Genomic DNA, 16,663 nt, shown 5'->3' on the forward strand with positions numbered 1-16,663 from the left:
CGGTCGCGATCCAAATTTCCACACAAAGAGACGTGCACGTACGATTTCGGAGCGCGCCGCGATCGCGCCCCCGTGATCAGGCGGCGGTGCCCGCGGCGCTCCCTGGCCCGGCGTGCTCGGTCGTGGCCGCGTGCGGCGGCGCTGCCTGCTCCGTCGCGAGCGCCGCCTCGTCTTCCCGGGCGAGGAGCGCGTCCGTCTCGGCGAAGGCCGCTTCGCGTTGCGCGACGACGGCAGCGCAGCGCGCCCGGGCCGCGGAGAGCAGGCCGAGCCCGACGGCGACCCAGCCAGCTGCGGCCGTGTACCCGGCGGCGATGACAGACCCTGCATCGCCCTGATCGGCCTTGGAGAGCATCACGAACGCGTAGAACGGCGACGGGGCCGCGACGAGGAGAGCGCTCTCGCTCGTGTCGAGCTCCGCGACGAGGCCCGCGATGGCGGCGACGATCCATGGGCCGACCGCGATCGTGAAGAGCAGCGTCAGGAGCAGCGCCCGCGTCACCAGGGGCGAGGCGATCCGCGCGCGAAGGAACGCGCCGAGCCCGACGAGGAACACGTAGACGGCGAGCGCGTAGACGGCGACGTGCTGCACCTGCTGCGCCTGGATCTCCGGCGTCGCGACGGGCGCGCCGAGGCTCAGCCGGTGCCCGATGAGCCAGAGCGCGGCGATGGCGGGGACCCCCACCGCGAGGAGGAGGTACGCCGAGCGCATCACACCGGGCCCGAAGAAGCGACGCAGCCGGCTGGCGCGGCTCCGAGCCCAGTGAACCTCGACGCGGCGCGATGGGCCGATCGGCTCGCCGGCAAAGAGGAACACGCAGAAGATCAGAAACGAGAGCGCCGCGCACACGCCCGCGACGATCGCGGGCATGCGATCGGAGGGGTCCACCGAGAGCGCCGGCACCGCGACGGCGGCGGTCGCCACGGGCGCGCAGACCGCGAACCACGCCTTCAACCCGGAGGAGCGATCGTCGCTCTCGCTCGTGAGGTTCGCGACGGTCACCTGGTACAGGAACCACGCGGGCATGCCGATCGCCGCGATCGGCAGGAGGATCAGAAAGAGCACGTAATCGAGGCCGAGAGGCGCGCGCTGGTAGGCGATCGGGAGCCAGATGGGCGGCCCCTCGGGCACCTCCGGCCAGGCCAGGTGGGCCGCGTACGAGAGCCCCGAGCCCCCCGCCGAGAACAGGCCGATCGACAGCGGGAACGCGAGCAGCAGCGTGACGAGGATCGCCGCGCGCAGGCTCGCCATCTTCGAGCTGATCGCCAGGCCGAAGGCCACGCTGAGCAGCGCGATCAAGAAGAGGAACAGGAAGGCGATCACCACCTCCATCGCGGTGATCCCGCCGAACAGGAACGGCAGCGCCCCGACCGGCGCGAGCATCACCACGTACATCGAGATCGCCGTGTAAGCGGCGAGGAACTTGCCTCGCGCGATCTCGCCGGGCGGGATGCCCGTCAGGAGCACCGCCTCCCAGGTGCGCCCCTCGCGCTCCGAAGCGATGCTGTTCGCGGCGACCGCCGGCCCGACCAGCGCCACCACGAAGTACGCGAGCGAGAAGAAGACCTGGAACAGGATCACGCCCGTCTTCGCAGGCGCGATTTCCTTCGCCGCGATGCCGCCGATGGTCGCCACGAGCAGCGCCATCAGCACGGCCAGCACCAGCAGGATGATCGGCGTGCGAGCGAGGCGCGCCGCCTGCTTGAGCTCGCGGATCCAGATCGGGTTCGGCTCGCGCAGGACGTGCCCCACGCGATGCCGCGCCCGATCGACGAGCCGCTGCGACGCCGGACCGGCGGGCGGCGATGTGCCAGTCTGCACGCTCACTGCACCTCTCCTTGCGTGACCTCCAGGAAGATCCTCTCGAGCTCATTGCGCTCCGGCTCGACGCCGATCACGCCGACGCCGCTGCGCACGAGGTGCTGGACGATCTCGGCGATCTTCACGTCGGTGCCCACGTAGCCGACGTGAACGGCTCCGGCGACGATGTCGACGTCGGTGATCCCCGGCCCGCCCCTGACCAGGAAGGCCGCTGCCTCGGGATCGCCGAGGACCCGCACCTTGACCTTGCGCCGGGAGATCTGCGAGAGCGCCGGATAGGCCGCCTGCCCCGCGCTCGCCGGCCCAGCGGCGTGCGGCGGGTGCGGGCCGTATCCGGGCGGCGGACCGTCGGCGTGCGGACGATCGACGGCGGCCGGATCCGCCGGCGCGCCGTCGGGCGTGGCCGCCTCGGGTCCGTGCCGCGGCGGCGCATGCCCGTGCGCCTGCGCCCCGTACGCGCCCGGCACGGCGGCGTGGCGCGGCGGCGCGTGCCCGTGCGCCTGCGCCGCGCGCACCGCCTCGAGGCGCGCGGCGATCTCCCCGATCGGCCCGGCGACGACGAGGCGGCCCTTCTCGAGGATGCCGATCGACGTGCACACGTCGGAGAGCTCCGTGAGGATGTGCGACGAGAGGAAGATCGTCTTCCCCAGGCTCCGGAGCTCGAGCAAGAGATCGCGGATCTCGATGCGCGCGCGCGGATCGAGATCGCTCGCCGGCTCGTCCAGGATAAGGACCTTCGGATCGTGCAGCAGGATCCTCCCGAGCTGGAGGCGCTGCTTCATCCCCTTGGACATCGTGGCGACGATCCGGTCCTGGATCTTGCCGAGGTCGGTCAGCTCCAGGACGGCGTCGACCACGTCGAGCGACGGCACCCGGAAGGCGTCCGCGAAGAACTCGAGGTACTCGCGCACCGTGATCCTGTCGTAGACGCCGGCGTGATCCGGCATGTACCCGATGCTGCGACGGACAGCCGCGGGGTCGATCGTCACGTCGACGCCGTCGATCTCGACCCGCCCTGCCATGGGCTCGAGCAAGGTCGCCATGACCCGGATCGTCGTCGTCTTGCCCGCGCCGTTCGGCCCGATGAAGCCGAAGATCTCGCCGGGGCCCACGTCGAAGGTGACGTCCTTCAGCACGTCGAGCGCGCCGAAGCGGTGCGAGAGGTGCCGGACGCGGATCGTCGGCCGAAGCCGCTCGATCTGCGCCCCTTGGGGCGGAGCGCCGCCGAGCGCCGCGCTCACGGCCGGCCTCCGTAGCCCACGACCCGCACGAGCACGCGGTCGCTGTCGATCCGCAACCCGGAGTCGCTCGCGCGCCCCTCGCCGCCGTCGAGCTGGCCGAACAGCACGGGCACGCCGGCCGGGAACCAGTCGACCGATCCGCCGGCCGCCTCCTCGATGGCCAGCCACGCGGCGCCGAGCCCCGGGGCGTCGGGCTCGAGGAGCGGCGTCAGCAGCCTCCCGCCGAGGTCGTGGACGTCCATGCCGCCGACCCGCCGCGCGGATCCCGCGTGCGAGAGCCAGCCCTGCCCCTCGCTCCGCGCCGCGAGATCGACCCCCGCGCGCGACGAGACCCTCTCCCCGTCGCCGATGCGGGCGAAGTAGCGGGCCGCGCCCTCCGGTAGCCACAGGACGCCGCCCCGGAGGTCGCGGCCGCTCCGGTTGCTCACGACGATGTCGCCGCTCGGATCGGCGACGATCGCGATGCCGTCCCCGAGCGACGCGGCCCCGTCCTCGCGCACGATGACCGTCTGCCAGGGGAGCGCCGCGACCTTCGTCAGCCGGGCGCCGTCGCGGTCCACGAGCAGCCGGTCGCGCCGCTCGGAGAGCTCGGCGACCACCGCCGTGCTGATCACGCCGCTCGGGTCGGTCGTGCGGACCGTGAGCTCCTCCGCGCTGGCGACGAAGAAGCCACGGAACCGGCGCACCGCGCCCTTCGTCATGCCGGCCCCCGCCTCGATCAGCGTGAGGTGGCGCGCCCGGCCGCGCACCCCCTTCGCGAACAGGCCCACGCCGACGATCACCGCGAACGTGACCGCAGAGAGCAGCGGCAGGTGCCAGAGCGCGCGGAGCGGCCTCCCCTGCCGCGCGGCGCGCGAGAAATTGATCGGACCGGCGAGCACCGCGTAAATGCAGAGCAGCAGCGCGGAGACCCCGATCGCCCAGCGGGAGCTCTCGTTCGGATCGAGCTCCCGCCGCACCGGCTCGAGGTCGACGCCCATCGCATCCTCCCCCGGGCGGAAGGCGACCGTGGAGCGACGGTCGTAGGCGCGGCGAGCGAGATCGGCCACACGGATCTTCACCCACGGGTCGCTGGCCGCGGGCGAGCGCGTCGGGTCGAACGCGAGCAGGTGCACCTCGCCGAGGCCGTAGAACGCCGAGCTTCCATACGGGCTCCCGCGCAGGTTGCCGCCCGACCAGCCGCAGAGCGACTCGGCCACCGCGGGGGTCGCGCTCGGCGCGGGCAGGAGCACGTTGCCCTGCTTGCCAAAGCCGCTGGAGCCGCCGGGCGGCGCGATCTCCGCGAGGGTGGGCGGCGCGATGGGCGCCCTCGCGACCTCACCGCCGACGAACGCCGCGAGCGTCGGGTGCCGCAGATCCTCGGGGCGGGCGACGGACAGCGCCAGCGTGCCGCCGGAGAGGACGAAGCCGGCGAGCGCCTCGAGCTCGGAGCCGCTCAGCCTGGACAGCGTGTCGGTGCGCATGAGCACGGCGTCCGCCGCGTTGTACAGGGCCGCCCGATCGGGCAGCAGCGGGTCGCCGGTCGCGCTGTCGAAGCGAGGCTGCCCGACCCAGAGGACAGGGCTCGGCGTCCCCCCGGGCGCGCGGCTGGTCGATATGTACAGCGGCGCGATCGGCGCGTCGTGGAGGCCCCCGCGGAGGAGCGACCTCTCGCTGACGTCGAAGAGCACCACCGCGTGTTGCGAGGTCGACGAGAGCCCCTGCGACGACACCTGCGCTCCGCCCTCATCGAGCGCCCGCACCTGCACGTCGCCGAAAGGCGACACGTGCACCGGCACGCGCACGTCGACCGACGCGCCCGCCCCGACGGCGTACGGCGCCGACGCGACGAAGACGCGCTCATCGGAGTAGCGCTTCGACTCGACCTCGACCTCGCCCCTGGCCGCCCTGCCGCCGTTGTTCTGGATGCGCACGACGACCTGGTTCCAGCCCCAGGGTATCCCGCCGCTCGTCCCGAGCACGGGCGCCACGTCGACGACCAGCTCCGTCGCGGTCGACAGGGGCGGCGCCTGCCCGGACGCGGGCCCCGCCGAGAAGAGCGCCGCGAGCGACGCCGCCCCCGCAAGGCCCTTCGCGCCCCTCCTCGGCGACCCGCTCCGGATCGCCTGCCCCCGCGGATCATCCACGCGCCTCATCGCCGGATCGCCTGCGCCACGGGCTCGGGGCGCGCCTCTATCGCGGAGAGGAGCGCCGCGATCACCTGATCCGTCGTGATCCCCTCCGCCTCGCCCTCGAAGGACCGGATCATCCGGTGGCGGAGCACAGGCTTCGCGACCCGCTGCACGTCGGCGAAGGCGACGTGCGCCCTTCCCTGGAGGAGCGCCACGGCCTTCGCGGCCAGCACCAGCGACTGCGCGCCGCGCACGCCGGCGCCGAACCGGAGCGACCTCCGCACGATCTCGGGCGCCCCCTCGGCCGCCGGATCGCTCGCCCGCGTGAGCCGCGACGCGTACCGCATGACGGGCTCGGCGACCGCGATGTCGCGGCAGAGCGATCGCAGCGAGAGCACGTCGTCGCGGGTGAGCACCCGGGGCGGCGGCCCGCGATCGTGGCCCGTGGTCCGGGCGAGGATCTCGGTCATCTCGTCCTCGGTCGGGCTCGGCACGAGCACCTTGAGCAGGAACCGATCGAGCTGCGCCTCCGGCAGCGGGTAAGTCCCTTCCATCTCGATCGGGTTCTCGGTGGCCAGCACGAAGAACGGCTCCTCCATCGCGTACCGCGTGCCCGCGATGGTGCACGCGTGCTCCTGCATGGCCTCGAGCAGCGCGCTCTGCGTCTTCGGCGTCGCCCGGTTGATCTCGTCGGCCAGGATCACCTGCCCGAAGATCGGCCCCTTGTGCAGCGAGAAGTGGCGCGAACCGTCCGCCGCCGCGACGAGCACGTTCGTGCCGGTCACGTCGCTCGGCATGAGATCCGGGGTGAACTGGATGCGCGAGAACGCGAGATCCAGGCAGCCGGCGATGGTCCTGACGAGGAGCGTCTTGCCCAGCCCGGGCGCCCCCTCGAGGAGGACGTGCCCTCCCGCGAGGATCCCCCAGAGCGTCTGCTCGATGACGTCGTCCTGCCCGACCACGGCCTGCCCGATCGCCTCTCGCAGCCGCGCGCTCGTCCGCTGGGCGAGCTCGAGCCTCGCCTCGAACGAAGCGGGGGCCGTACCCTGCCCGCCGTCAATACCCGCGCCTGATTCCGCCGCCATCTGGTCGCCCTCGGCCGACGACGATAGCCGGCCGCGCCCCGCGCGTCGATCAGACCTCGCCATGCTATGTCTTGCGAATGAGGATGCTTATGTTGACCTGTCGCCGTGGGCTCGCCTCGCTCTGCATCTCCGCGCGCACCGGCGCGGCGCTCACCATGGCGCTGTCCCTCGGCGCGAGCGCCTGCGCCTCGGTCGTCGGCGAGCATGAGGTGGAGACCAAGTTCCTCGTCAAGCCCACCTCGCAGTCGGTCTTCTCCGGATGGAGCGAGCTCTCCGTCTCGGAGGACCCGAACTCGGTCGACAGGGCCGAGCTCATGTACATCCGGCTGGAAGCGCGCGACAACAACGTCCCCGACCTCACCTTCATCAAGAGCGTCTCCGCCTCGGCCGTCGTCGACGGCAAGTCGACCGTCGTCGCCAAGAAGGCGCCGATGCCCACCGGGGAGCGCATCGTCCCGCTCGATCGGGTCTATCACGACGACATCCGGCACTTCTTCTACAAGAACGACGAGAGCGGCGATTACACGGTGCACGTCGACTGGGAAGGCAAGGTCGATCTGACGAAGACGATCCCGCCCGAAGGGGTATGGATGAAGGTCCTCGTCGCCGTCCGAATCGAGTGATCACGCCGCTCGCGGCGCCCCTCCTTCTCCCACACTCCTCGCGGCGCTTCCCCTGCGCCCGTCCTGATCGGCTCCTCGGCCATCCAAGCTTCCATCTCGTCGCTCGGTCCAACTGGAGAACCGAGAGCGCGCCGCGCGCGAGAGCGAGGCCGGACAAGCGGAGTTCATCCGCTGGAGCCGCGCTCGTCGGCGTGCGCCGTGCGCTCCGCACCCCGGCGCGGGCAAGGAGGTCGATCCGTCATGGCCGAGATCCAGGAGAGCTCTGTTCTGTTCTCGCTCAAGCAGCTCATGAGCCTCGAGAAGCAGCGGCTGCGCGAGGAGGAGGAGGCCGTGCGCCAGCGCGCGCTCGCAGAGCAAGAGGCGCGGCGCGCCCTCGAGCGGCGCGCTCGGGCGGAGGAGGCGGCGCGCCTCCGGTCCGAAGAGGAGCGGATCCGCCGCGAGGAGGAGCAGGCGCGCGAGGAGGCCGCGCGGCTCGAGGGGATCCGGGTCGCGGCCGTCGAGAAGGCCCGCATCGAGGCCGAGCAGCGCGCGCGCATCGAGGCCATGGAGAAGCAGCAGGAGCACGAGCGCAGGCTCGCCGCCCTCGCGGGAGACGCCCAGAAGCGGCGGCTCAAGCAGCTCGTCACCGGGGGGAGCGCGCTCTTCGTCGTCGTGCTCGCCGCGACGCTCGGCGTCTTCTTCGGCAAGATCAAGCCGGAGGCCGAGCAGACGCTGGCCGAGCACACGGCCACGCGCGCCGCCCACGAGCAGCGGCTCGCGACGCTCCAGAGCGACCTCGCGGCGAGCGAGAGGAAGATCGACGAGCTCACGCTCGCGTACCAGACGGTGCGGAGCCAGGCCGAGAAGGCGGAGCTCGAGCGCAAGCTCCTCGCGGCGAAGCGCGACCGGGAAGCCCTCCAGGTCAAGGCCGCGAGGCCGGCGGCGCCGCAGGCGCCCAGGAAGACGGAGTGCTTCTGCAGGGAAGGCGACCCGATGTGCGGCTGCCTTCCCTAGTTCCCTGGCGGTTCAGCGGGGCGCGGCCGCGCGAGCGCAGCCGACGAGCTCCTTGAAGAGCGGCGAGGTGACGTACCGCTCCCCGCCGTCGGGAAGGATCACCACGATCCTCTTTCCCTGCATCTCGTCCCGCGCCGCGATCGACAGCGCCGCCGCCATCGCCGCGCCGCCGGAGATGCCGACGAGGATGCCCTCGGTCTTGGCGAGCCGGCGCGCGGCGTCGAAGGACTCGTCCTCGGACACGGGCACCACCTCGTCGATGAGCTCGCGTCGGAGGATCTTCGGGACGAAGCCCGCGCCGATGCCCTGGATCAGGTGCGCGCCCACGCGACCGCCGCTCAGCACGGCCGCGTTCCTGGGCTCGACCGCGATCATCTTCACGCCCGGCTTCTTCTGCTTGAGCACCTCGCCCACGCCGGTGATCGTCCCGCCGGTGCCCACGCCGGCGACCACGACGTCGACCGTCCCGTCCGTGTCCTCCCAGATCTCGCGCGCGGTCGTCACGCGGTGCGCGGCGGGGTTCGCCGGGTTCTCGAACTGCTGGAGCATCACCGCGCCGGGCGTCTCTTCCACGATCTGGCGCGCCCGCGCGACGGCCTGCACCATGAGCGATCCGGGCGTCAGCAGCACATCGACCCCGAACGCCCGGAGCAGCGCGATCCGCTCCGGGCTCATCGACTCCGGCATCGTGAGGATCAGCCGGTAGCCCTTGGCCGCGGCGATCATCGCCAGCGCGAGGCCCGTGTTGCCGCTCGTCGGCTCGACGAGGACGCTGCCGCTCTTCAGCTTGCCCTGCCGCTCGGCGTCCTCGACCATCGCGAGGCCGATGCGATCCTTGACGCTGCCGCCAGGGTTCCGGCTCTCGACCTTGCCGATCAGCTCGGCGCGCAGACCCTTTCCCGCAGAGCTCAGGCGGACGAGCGGGGTGCGCCCGATCGTCGCCGCGATGTCGTCGAAGATTGAAGCCACGTGCCGCCTCCCGTGATGGCCGTTGACCAGACGGGAGCGCCGGCCAGCGGGTTAGATGGAGTAATCTTGCACGAAGATCTTGGCGTCTCGGAGATTTACCAGCACCCTGTCCCCCTCGGACAGGCCGAGCTCGGCGACGCGATCCTTGGTCAGCTCCACGGAGAGCGGCTGGCCATCGGAGAGGCGGAGCTCTGCCTTGACCATCCACCCGACCCGCGACAGCCGCTCGACGCGCGCGACGCTGGCGTCGTCGGCGGCGGGCGTCTTCGAGGAGTCGATCCGGGTGTGGACCTCGATGTCGTGCGGACGTACGAAGGCGCGCACGCTCGCGCCGTCGCCGGTCCCGGGGGGAGCGTGCACCGCGAGGGTCCCGAGCGCCGCCTGGCCGTCGCGCACCTCCCCCTTGAGCACGTTGATCGATCCGACGAAGCTCGCGACGAACTCGGTCGACGGACGATCGTAGATCTCCTCCGGGGTGCCGATCTGCTCGACCCGCCCCTTGTGCAGCACGATGACCCGATCGGCGAGGTCCATCGCCTCTTCCTGGTCGTGGGTCACGAAGACGCTCGTGATCCCTCGCTCCTTGTGGAGCCTCCGGATCCACTCGCGCAGCTCGAGGCGGACCTTGGCGTCGAGCGCCCCGAACGGCTCGTCGAGCAGGAGCAGCGACGAGCCTGGCGCGAGCGCGCGCGCCAGCGCGACGCGCTGCCGCTGGCCGCCGGAGAGCTCGTGCGGGAACCTGCCGCCGAGCCCGTCGAGCTGCACGAGGCTGAGGAGCTCGTCGACGGTGGTCGCGATCTCCTTCCGTGGCCGCTTCCGGATGGAGAGGCCGAAGCCGATGTTGTCGCGCACGCTCATGTGCCTGAACAGCGCATAGTTCTGGAAGACGAAGCCGATGTTCCGGTCCTGGACGCGGGTGGTCGTCGCCTTCTTGCCGTTCAGGATGACCTCGCCGGAGTCGGGGCTCTCGAGCCCGGCGATGATGCGCAGGACGGTGCTCTTGCCACCTCCGCTCGGCCCGAGGAGCGCGACCAGCGCGCCGCTCTCGATCTCGAACGAGACGTCATCGACCACCTTGTTCGGACCGAACCGCTTCGTGAGCTGCTCGACAACAATTCCCATAAGCAACAGCTAGCCTTCCGACCCGTCGCGAGCGCGCCTCGGACAGAAAAAGTGAGGGGTCCGAGCGCGCATCAGCGTCGCCCGCCGGGCGGGTAGGCGCAACCAGATTCAGAAATACACATCGGAAAGGTGGGCGTATTTGCAAGAAGAGGGTGGGTATGCGCTGACCCCAACCTCGATGGGCTCATGCGGCCCCGACCCTGGGTCGATCCTCGGTCGATCCTCAACCTGGGTCGGTCCTCAACCCGGGTCGGTCCACGCCGTCGGTCCTCAACCCGGGTCGGTCCACGCCACGCCGGTCGATCCTCAACCTGGGTCGGTCCTCAACCCGGGTCGGTCCACGCCGGTCGGTCCTCAACCCGGGTCGGTCCACGCCACGCCGGTCGATCCTCAACCTGGGTCGGGTCGGTCCTCAACCTCGGTCGGTCCACGCCGGTCGGTCTCAACCTCGGTCGGTCCACGCCGGTCGGTCCCCAAACCCGGGGCGAGCTCAGCGGCGTGGCGGGCTTCGCAGCCGGCTGCTGCCCACTCAACGGAACGGCACGAGGTGCTAGCATCGCCGCGCCGCGACGCGGCAGGCCCGGGACCGGAGGCCGCGCCGCGGCTGGACGAGGACGCGAGGCCGCGACGCGGCAAGACCAGGACGGGAGGCGGATGCGTTGTCTGGTGACGGGGGTGGCCGGATTCATCGGCTCCCACCTGGCGGAGCGGTTGATCGAGCTCGGGCACGATGTGCTGGGCGTGGACCGCTTCACCGACTACTACGCCCGCGAGCTCAAGGAGGGGAACCTGGCACGGCTGCGCGGCGAACCGCGCTTCTCGCTCTCGACGGCCGACCTCGCGACAGACGATCTCCGCCCGCTGCTCTCGGGCCGCGAGATCGTCTTCCACCAGGCGGCGCAGGCGGGTGTGCGCCCGAGCTGGGGACAGAGCTTCGAGGTCTACCTGCGCGACAACGTGCTCGCGACGCAGCGGCTGCTGGAGGCGGCCAGAGCGCACGGCCAGGTGCGCAAGCTCGTCTATGCCTCGTCCTCCTCCGTCTACGGCGACCCCTCCGGCGACACGGGGGATGTGCCCATGCACGAATCCAGCCGGACCGCACCGCACTCGCCCTACGGGGTGACGAAGCTCGCCGCCGAGCAGCTCTGCGAGCTGTACCGGCGCAACTTCGGCCTGCCCACGATCTCGCTCCGGTACTTCACGGTGTACGGCCCCAGGCAGCGCCCCGACATGGCGTTTCACCGGTTCATCGCCGCCGTGCTGAAGGGCGAGCCGGTCCGCGTGTACGGCGACGGCGAGCAGATGCGCGATTTCACGTACGTGAGCGACGCGGTGCAGGCCAACGTCGACGCCATGGAGGGCGGCGCGGTCGGCGTGTTCAACATCGGCGGCGGCTCGCGGGTGAGCCTCAACGACGCGCTCGGGCTGCTGGGAGAGCTCGCAGGACCCGTACGCGTCGAGCGGGGAGAGCCTCAGCCCGGCGACGTCCGGCGCACATGGGCGGACACCGCGGCGGCGCAGGCGGCGCTCCGGTACGTGCCCCGGGTGCCCCTGCGCGAGGGGCTCGCGGCGCAGGTCGCCTGGCAGACGAGGCGGCTCGGGCTCTGCCGGTGACGGGCGCTCCGCGCCCTCACGCGCCGGCAGCGCCTCCGCGAGGGAGGAGCTCGACCACGCGCGCCGCCGGCACGCGCGCGCCCACGATCTCGTCCGCGAGGTTGACCCAGCGCACGCAGCGATCGAGGACGACGCTGTCGGACGAGATCACGCCCGCCGCCCCCGCGAGGAGGCGGTCGGGATCGGGGACGAGCGTCGCCTCGATCGAGACGGGCGCGCCGCCGAGCCGCTCCAGGATCCGCGCGCGCAGCCGCCCGGAGCTGGGGACGGCTGCGTCGAGCAGAAAGCGCGCGCGCGCCGCGCCGGCGCCGGACAGCGCGTCGCCGATCCGATCGATGGTTGCGTCGGTCTCCGCGATCGGCGCGTAGCTGCCGCGCAGCCCCGCGAGATCGCGGAGCGCCCCCTCTGGCCCGCGCACGAGCAGCCCGCCCGCGAGCGCCACCTCCAGGGTGATGATCAGGTTGAAGCCGTCGATGTTCGCCTCCGCGCCCTGGAGCGACGAGGACGGCGCGCAGCGCGCGAGGCGCGACGCCCGCTGCGCGTCCGAGCAAGCGGCTCGCTGCAGCGCGAGGCGCTGGCGTGCGGCCAGCTGGTGGTGGTCGCCGGCGGTCCGGATCGCGGTGCGCAGCGGATAGCCGCGGCCGAGGAGCCACGTCACTTCCTCGAAGGCCACGCGCAACGTCCGGACGGCATCAGGGCCGAACAGCCGCTCATCGTCCGGGTGTCCGCCGCGCGGCGCGCCGCTGTGTTCGCCCGCCATGTCACCCGCCTCCACGGCGCACCAGCACGCCGTCACGCCGTCGGCTCCCCACCCGGCTCGATTACCACACGCGGGTCGCCCCAGAGCGCTCGTGTCGCGGCGGTCGCCTGGCCGCTCCTCGCGTCGATCGCCGCGAGCGAGCAGCCTCCGCCCCCGGAGCAGCTCCTCCGGCGCGTGTGCGCCTGCACGGGACGCGCCCCGGCGCCCCGCTCGCCCCGAGCACGGTCCCGACCGAGCCCCTGGAGGAAAGCTCTTGCGGCAGAGAGCGCGCGCCTCGCTAAAATGCGCGGTTTCTGGGGAGGAGCGGAGAGAGAACGATGTCAGGCCACGGATACAGCTTCGTCACGGACAAGGCGTTCAGCGCGTTCGCGCGGGATCTCGAGCTCGGCGCGTGGAAGGGCGTCTCGATCGCCAGGTACGATGTCCCGAGCCGCGTCCCGACGGCGTCGCTCTTCGAGGCGCCGAGGCCGGTGGTCTGGAAGGTGCGCGCGCTCTGGAGCATCGCGGCGCTCGACGAGGCGCTCGGGGTGGCGTCGGCCGCGGCGCTCGCCGAGCTCGACGCGGAGTGGGACGCTGCCCAGCGCGCGCTGCACCTGTTCCTGGCGTCGGCGGCCGAGGGCAGGGATCCGGCGCACCGCGACGCGGCGATCCGGCTGCGCGGCGCGCTGCTCGCGGGAGCTGGCACCGAGCAGACCCAGTACGGGTACGACGCCGAGGTCGACTTCGGCGGGCACCAGGTCGCCATCGCGAGCAAGGCGCCGCGCTCCGCCGACGTGAAGAAGGTCGGCGCCAGCGCGTACCTGAAGCGCATCGAGGAAGCGACCACCGCGCTCGCCAGGGGGCTCGGCCGGAGCTCCGGCCAGACGCGCGCGATCGCGCGCTCGAAGCGCATCCGCGAGGCGATGACCGCGTGTACGTCGGCGTTCAACGCCATCCACGACGAGATCAGCTGGCTGCTCGCGCACACGCCGAGCGGCAAGCAGCGCGAGCTCCTCGAGGCGCTCCACGCGCCGTTCCTCGCGCTGCTCGAGCGGAGCCCGCCGCGCGCCCTCACGGCCGACGAGAAGGACGACGACACGGCCACGGCGGAACCACCGCGGCCACGGGTCCACAGGCCGGAGAGCACCCCCGCCTGAGCGCGTCCGACACCTGGAGACGCGCCTTGCGCCCCTGCCGGCGCCCGCGACGCTTCCTCTCCCCCCCCGCCAGCACCCGGCAGCGCGTCCCCCTCCTCCTCCCGGTAACCGGCAGCACGTCCTGCCCTTGTCGCCGTCGCGCTCGCAGCGCCTTCCTCGGACGGAACCGCGCCTTCTCGCGACGTTCTGCTATCCTCCGCCGCCGTGATTGTGGACCAGCCCCCCACACCTGCCCCTCACGAGGCTCCGGAGGACCGCGCCACGTTCGGGCTCTCCGCCTTCGATCCTCGCCCGAGCCTCATGGCGCCTTCCATCACGCCGGCCGCCTCGGCGGCGCCGCACGTCTCGGTGGTCGTGCCGGGGCTGAACGAGGCGGAGAGCCTGACGGAGCTCGCGCAGCGGGTGGATCAGGCGTTGAAAGGGCGCTTCTCCTACGAAATCATCTTCGTGGACGACGGCAGCACGGACGACAGCTGGGGCGTCATCTCCAGGATCCGCGCGGAGAACCCGCTCGTGAAGGGGATCCGGCTGCGGAAGAACTTCGGCAAGGCGACGGCGCTCACGGCCGGGTTCCGCAAGGCGAGGGGCACAGTGGTCGTCACGATGGATGCCGATCTCCAGGATGACCCGGCCGATCTGCCGAGCTTCATCGCCAAGGTCGAGGAGGGCCTCGACGTCGTGGTGGGCTGGAAGGTCAACCGGCTCGACCCCGCCAATCGCCTCGTCCTGTCCCGGATCTTCAACGGGACCGTCCGCGCGGTCACGGGCGTGAAGCTCCACGACATGAACTGTGGCTTCAAGGCCTACCGTCGCGAGGTGCTGCGCACCATCCCGATCTACGGAGATCTCTTCCGGTACATCCCGGCGCTCGCCGCCTGGCAAGGCTTCCGCGTCACGGAGATCCCGGTGCGCCACCACGCCCGCAAGTACGGCGCCTCGCGCTACGGACTGGAGCGCATCCTGCGCGGCTTCTTCGACCTGCTCAGCGTCATGTTCCTGACGCGTTACTCGAAGAAACCGATGCACCTCTTCGGCCTCATCGGCCTGGTCTTCGCGGCGACCGGGGTGACCATCAACGCATATTTGACGTTCCTCTGGCTGCTCGGTCACAAGATCGGCGACCGGCCGCTGCTCCTCCTCGGCGTGCTGATGATCCTCCTCGGCATCCAGTTCTTCTCGATGGGTTTCATCGGCGAGTTCCTCACCTTCCAGATGCAGCAGCGCCACCTGGCAGACGATCCGCCCGTCCGCGAGGAGCTCGAGTGATCTCCGAGCCTGATCTCGATCGGCCCCTGGTCCCTGCTTCCGGGGGCATCTCCTCTCTCCAGGCCCTCTGCTCCGCGGCGCTGCGCTGAGCGCGCGGCCGGGGTCTTCGCCGTCATGCACCGCACCGCCCTGCGCGCCCTCATCCGCCTGATTGGCCCGCTCTTGCTCGTGCTCGTGGTCGTGCGCATGGACGACCGGGACGCGGTGCTCGGCGCGGTCGTGTCGGCCTCGGCTGGCCCGCTCGCGCTCGCGGCGGCGCTGAACCTCGTCAACATCCACCTCAAGGTGGTCCGCTGGGAAGCGCTGCTGCGTGCCCGGGGCATCGTTTATCCGCTTCGGCGCGCGTGGAGCGCCTACGCGACGTCGCTCTACGTCGGCATGCTGACCCCTGGGCGGGTCGGCGATCTGCTCAGGATCCGCTACCTGCGCCACGACCTCGGCGTGCCGTACGCGGAGGGGCTGGCCACCATCGTGATGGACAGGCTGTGTGATCTGTACGTGCTCGCCGCGTTCGTCGCGGTCGGCGTCGCCCATTACAGCGCTGTGATCGTCGGCCGCCTGGCCTGGGTGACGTGGGGTGGAATCGCGCTCACGGTCCTGGCGCCCCTCGTGCTGCTCATCCCCGGGCTGGCCGAGCGCCTCCTCCTCGCCTTGTCGCGCAAGCTCCCGAAGGATCCCTCGGAGAACGCGGAGCCCGGTGCGGCGAGCCGCTTCCTCGTCGCGCTGCGCGCTCATGTCGGGCGCGGGCTCCTCTTCACGCTGCCGATCACCGTGGCGACGTTCGTCGTCAACTTCGTGCAGGGCTACCTGATCGCGCGTGCGCTCGGCATTTCGCTCTCGCTCTTCGACGTCACCTGCTTGCTCTCCATCGCCAGCCTGCTCGGCCTCTTACCGATCTCGGTCGCTGGCGCAGGTGTCCGTGAGTTCTTCTTCTCCCTCATATTCCCTGCCCTCGGCTTCACCGCCGAGCATGGCGTCAGCTTCGGCCTCCTGGTCTTCGCCGCCATGTACCTCATCCTCATCGCCATCGGCTTCGTGAGCTGGCAGCTGGCCCCCCCACCCACCTCCCCAGCCTCCTCCACCCCCCGATTCGGCTAGTCCCCCGAGCTCGTCCCTCACCACCACAGGCCCGTGAGGAGGGAGGAGGGCGATCGAGCGACGAGCTCCTTCGAAGCGCTCAAAGCGAGATCGGAGTCGTGAGCTGAAGAGCGTCCCCTTCGAAGGCCGGCACCCGCGCGGCCGCGGCTCGGAACGCGTCGACGATGCACGCGCCGATCTCGGTGCCGGCGAAGGGCGCGCCGTCCAGCTCGACGTGGGCTCCGCCGCTCGGCGCGAAGGTCACGGTCACGCTCCCCTCCCCGCTCGGACCGTCCGGCTGCCAGCAGCGCTTCGCCCGGACACGGCCGTGCTCGAGCGCCGCGCCCGCGGCCTTGCCGACCCGGACGCGCGCCCCGTCGACCGGGCTGGACCAGGTGTCGTACCCGTCGTGGGAGCGCGGCAACACCTCGGCAGAGGCAGGGTACGCCCCGCCGCGCTGCAGGCAGTGGGAGGGGCGCACCATCGCATAGCCCGTCGCGGTGGCGAAGCTGCACACCGCGAGCGCCACCAGCAGGGCCCGCTGCCCGCCGCCCCGGCCGAGCGGCCCGTCGAGCGGCCCATCATCGCTGGATCCGTCGCGCAACCGCTCCACCTCCGCGCGGATCTCCGCGATCTCCGCGTCCCGGGCGGCGAGCGCCGCGTCCCGCTCCTTCAGCTTGGCTTCGAGGGTTTCGATGCGCGCGCGAGCCGCATCGAGATGATCTCGGTAGTGCGACATGCGGCCATTCTACCGCGAGCCGCGCGCGGCGCCCTGCCCTTCCTGCGTCCTCGCGCCGTTCCGCGTCCTTCCGCGAGGTTCCCGCCGTTCCTTGACAGCGGGGGGTGG

Annotated in this window: 14 protein-coding genes; 6 read left to right on the forward strand and 8 right to left on the reverse strand. The window is 71.6% G+C overall.

The genetic code is table 11. From position 1 onward, the window contains the following. Positions 1-76 precede the first annotated feature (76 nt). Genes WMF29_RS39115 through WMF29_RS39130 form a run of 4 tightly spaced genes read right to left on the reverse strand, consistent with a single transcriptional unit; the run spans position 77 to position 6,256 of the window. Positions 77-1,825 (reverse strand): ABC transporter permease, encoded by a 1,749-nt coding sequence (locus tag WMF29_RS39115; RefSeq protein WP_437325182.1) that lies wholly within the window; start codon positions 1,823-1,825, stop codon positions 77-79. After that, on the reverse strand, positions 1,822-3,060 hold the full coding sequence (locus WMF29_RS39120; protein WP_437325183.1) for an ATP-binding cassette domain-containing protein: 1,239 nt from the start codon (positions 3,058-3,060) through the stop codon (positions 1,822-1,824). Before WMF29_RS39120 ends, WMF29_RS39115 begins: the two co-directional genes overlap by 4 nt. Then, a complete protein-coding gene (locus WMF29_RS39125; RefSeq protein WP_437325184.1) occupies positions 3,057-5,195 on the reverse strand; it encodes a hypothetical protein in 2,139 nt (712 codons plus the stop codon). The genes WMF29_RS39120 and WMF29_RS39125 overlap by 4 nt, the downstream gene beginning before the upstream one ends. Next, positions 5,192-6,256, reverse strand: coding sequence for an AAA family ATPase (locus WMF29_RS39130; protein ID WP_437325185.1), 1,065 nt, complete (start codon positions 6,254-6,256; stop codon positions 5,192-5,194). Before WMF29_RS39130 ends, WMF29_RS39125 begins: the two co-directional genes overlap by 4 nt. 89 nt (positions 6,257-6,345) lie before the next feature. Here WMF29_RS39130 and WMF29_RS39135 point away from each other — a divergent pair, with 89 nt between their 5' ends. After that, positions 6,346-6,879 carry a hypothetical protein gene (locus tag WMF29_RS39135; RefSeq protein WP_437325186.1) on the forward strand — a complete coding sequence of 178 codons (534 nt, stop codon included), beginning with the start codon at positions 6,346-6,348 and terminating at the stop codon, positions 6,877-6,879. Between the two features lie 240 nt (positions 6,880-7,119). Continuing rightward, positions 7,120-7,872, forward strand: a complete 753-nt coding sequence (locus tag WMF29_RS39140) for a hypothetical protein (RefSeq protein ID WP_437325187.1) — start codon at positions 7,120-7,122, stop codon at positions 7,870-7,872. A gap of 12 nt (positions 7,873-7,884) precedes the next feature. Here the strand turns inward: WMF29_RS39140 and cysK are convergent, their stop codons facing one another. Next, the gene (cysK, locus tag WMF29_RS39145; protein WP_272102725.1) at positions 7,885-8,841 is read right to left on the reverse strand and encodes a cysteine synthase A; all 957 of its coding nucleotides are present in this window, start codon (positions 8,839-8,841) and stop codon (positions 7,885-7,887) included. A gap of 51 nt (positions 8,842-8,892) precedes the next feature. Then, on the reverse strand, positions 8,893-9,963 hold the full coding sequence (locus tag WMF29_RS39150) for a sulfate/molybdate ABC transporter ATP-binding protein (protein WP_272102724.1): 1,071 nt from the start codon (positions 9,961-9,963) through the stop codon (positions 8,893-8,895). A gap of 654 nt (positions 9,964-10,617) precedes the next feature. Between WMF29_RS39150 and WMF29_RS39155 the strand changes: the two genes are divergently transcribed. Continuing rightward, positions 10,618-11,577: an NAD-dependent epimerase/dehydratase family protein gene (locus WMF29_RS39155; RefSeq protein WP_437325188.1), complete on the forward strand. Its 960-nt coding sequence runs from the start codon at positions 10,618-10,620 to the stop codon at positions 11,575-11,577. A 16-nt stretch (positions 11,578-11,593) separates the two neighbouring features. Here the strand turns inward: WMF29_RS39155 and WMF29_RS39160 are convergent, their stop codons facing one another. Beyond that, positions 11,594-12,337, reverse strand: a complete 744-nt coding sequence (locus tag WMF29_RS39160; protein WP_437325189.1) for a DUF434 domain-containing protein — start codon at positions 12,335-12,337, stop codon at positions 11,594-11,596. A 317-nt stretch (positions 12,338-12,654) separates the two neighbouring features. Here WMF29_RS39160 and WMF29_RS39165 point away from each other — a divergent pair, with 317 nt between their 5' ends. The 3 genes from WMF29_RS39165 (at position 12,655) to WMF29_RS39175 (ending at position 15,837) form a co-directional block, all read left to right on the forward strand. Continuing rightward, positions 12,655-13,473, forward strand: coding sequence for a hypothetical protein (locus tag WMF29_RS39165; protein WP_437325190.1), 819 nt, complete (start codon positions 12,655-12,657; stop codon positions 13,471-13,473). Positions 13,474-13,677: 204 nt separating this feature from the next. Further along, complete coding sequence (locus tag WMF29_RS39170; RefSeq protein WP_437325191.1) at positions 13,678-14,739, forward strand: glycosyltransferase family 2 protein; 1,062 nt, start codon at positions 13,678-13,680, stop codon at positions 14,737-14,739. Between the two features lie 114 nt (positions 14,740-14,853). Then, positions 14,854-15,837: a lysylphosphatidylglycerol synthase transmembrane domain-containing protein gene (locus tag WMF29_RS39175; RefSeq protein WP_437325192.1), complete on the forward strand. Its 984-nt coding sequence runs from the start codon at positions 14,854-14,856 to the stop codon at positions 15,835-15,837. 79 nt (positions 15,838-15,916) lie between these two features. Here the strand turns inward: WMF29_RS39175 and WMF29_RS39180 are convergent, their stop codons facing one another. Next, positions 15,917-16,555, reverse strand: a complete 639-nt coding sequence (locus WMF29_RS39180) for a hypothetical protein (RefSeq protein ID WP_437325193.1) — start codon at positions 16,553-16,555, stop codon at positions 15,917-15,919. Between the last annotated feature and the right edge of the window lie 108 nt (positions 16,556-16,663).

Source organism: Sorangium sp. So ce381, from assembly GCF_051473845.1.
GTDB classification, from domain to species: domain Bacteria; phylum Myxococcota_A; class Polyangia; order Polyangiales; family Polyangiaceae; genus Sorangium; species Sorangium atrum.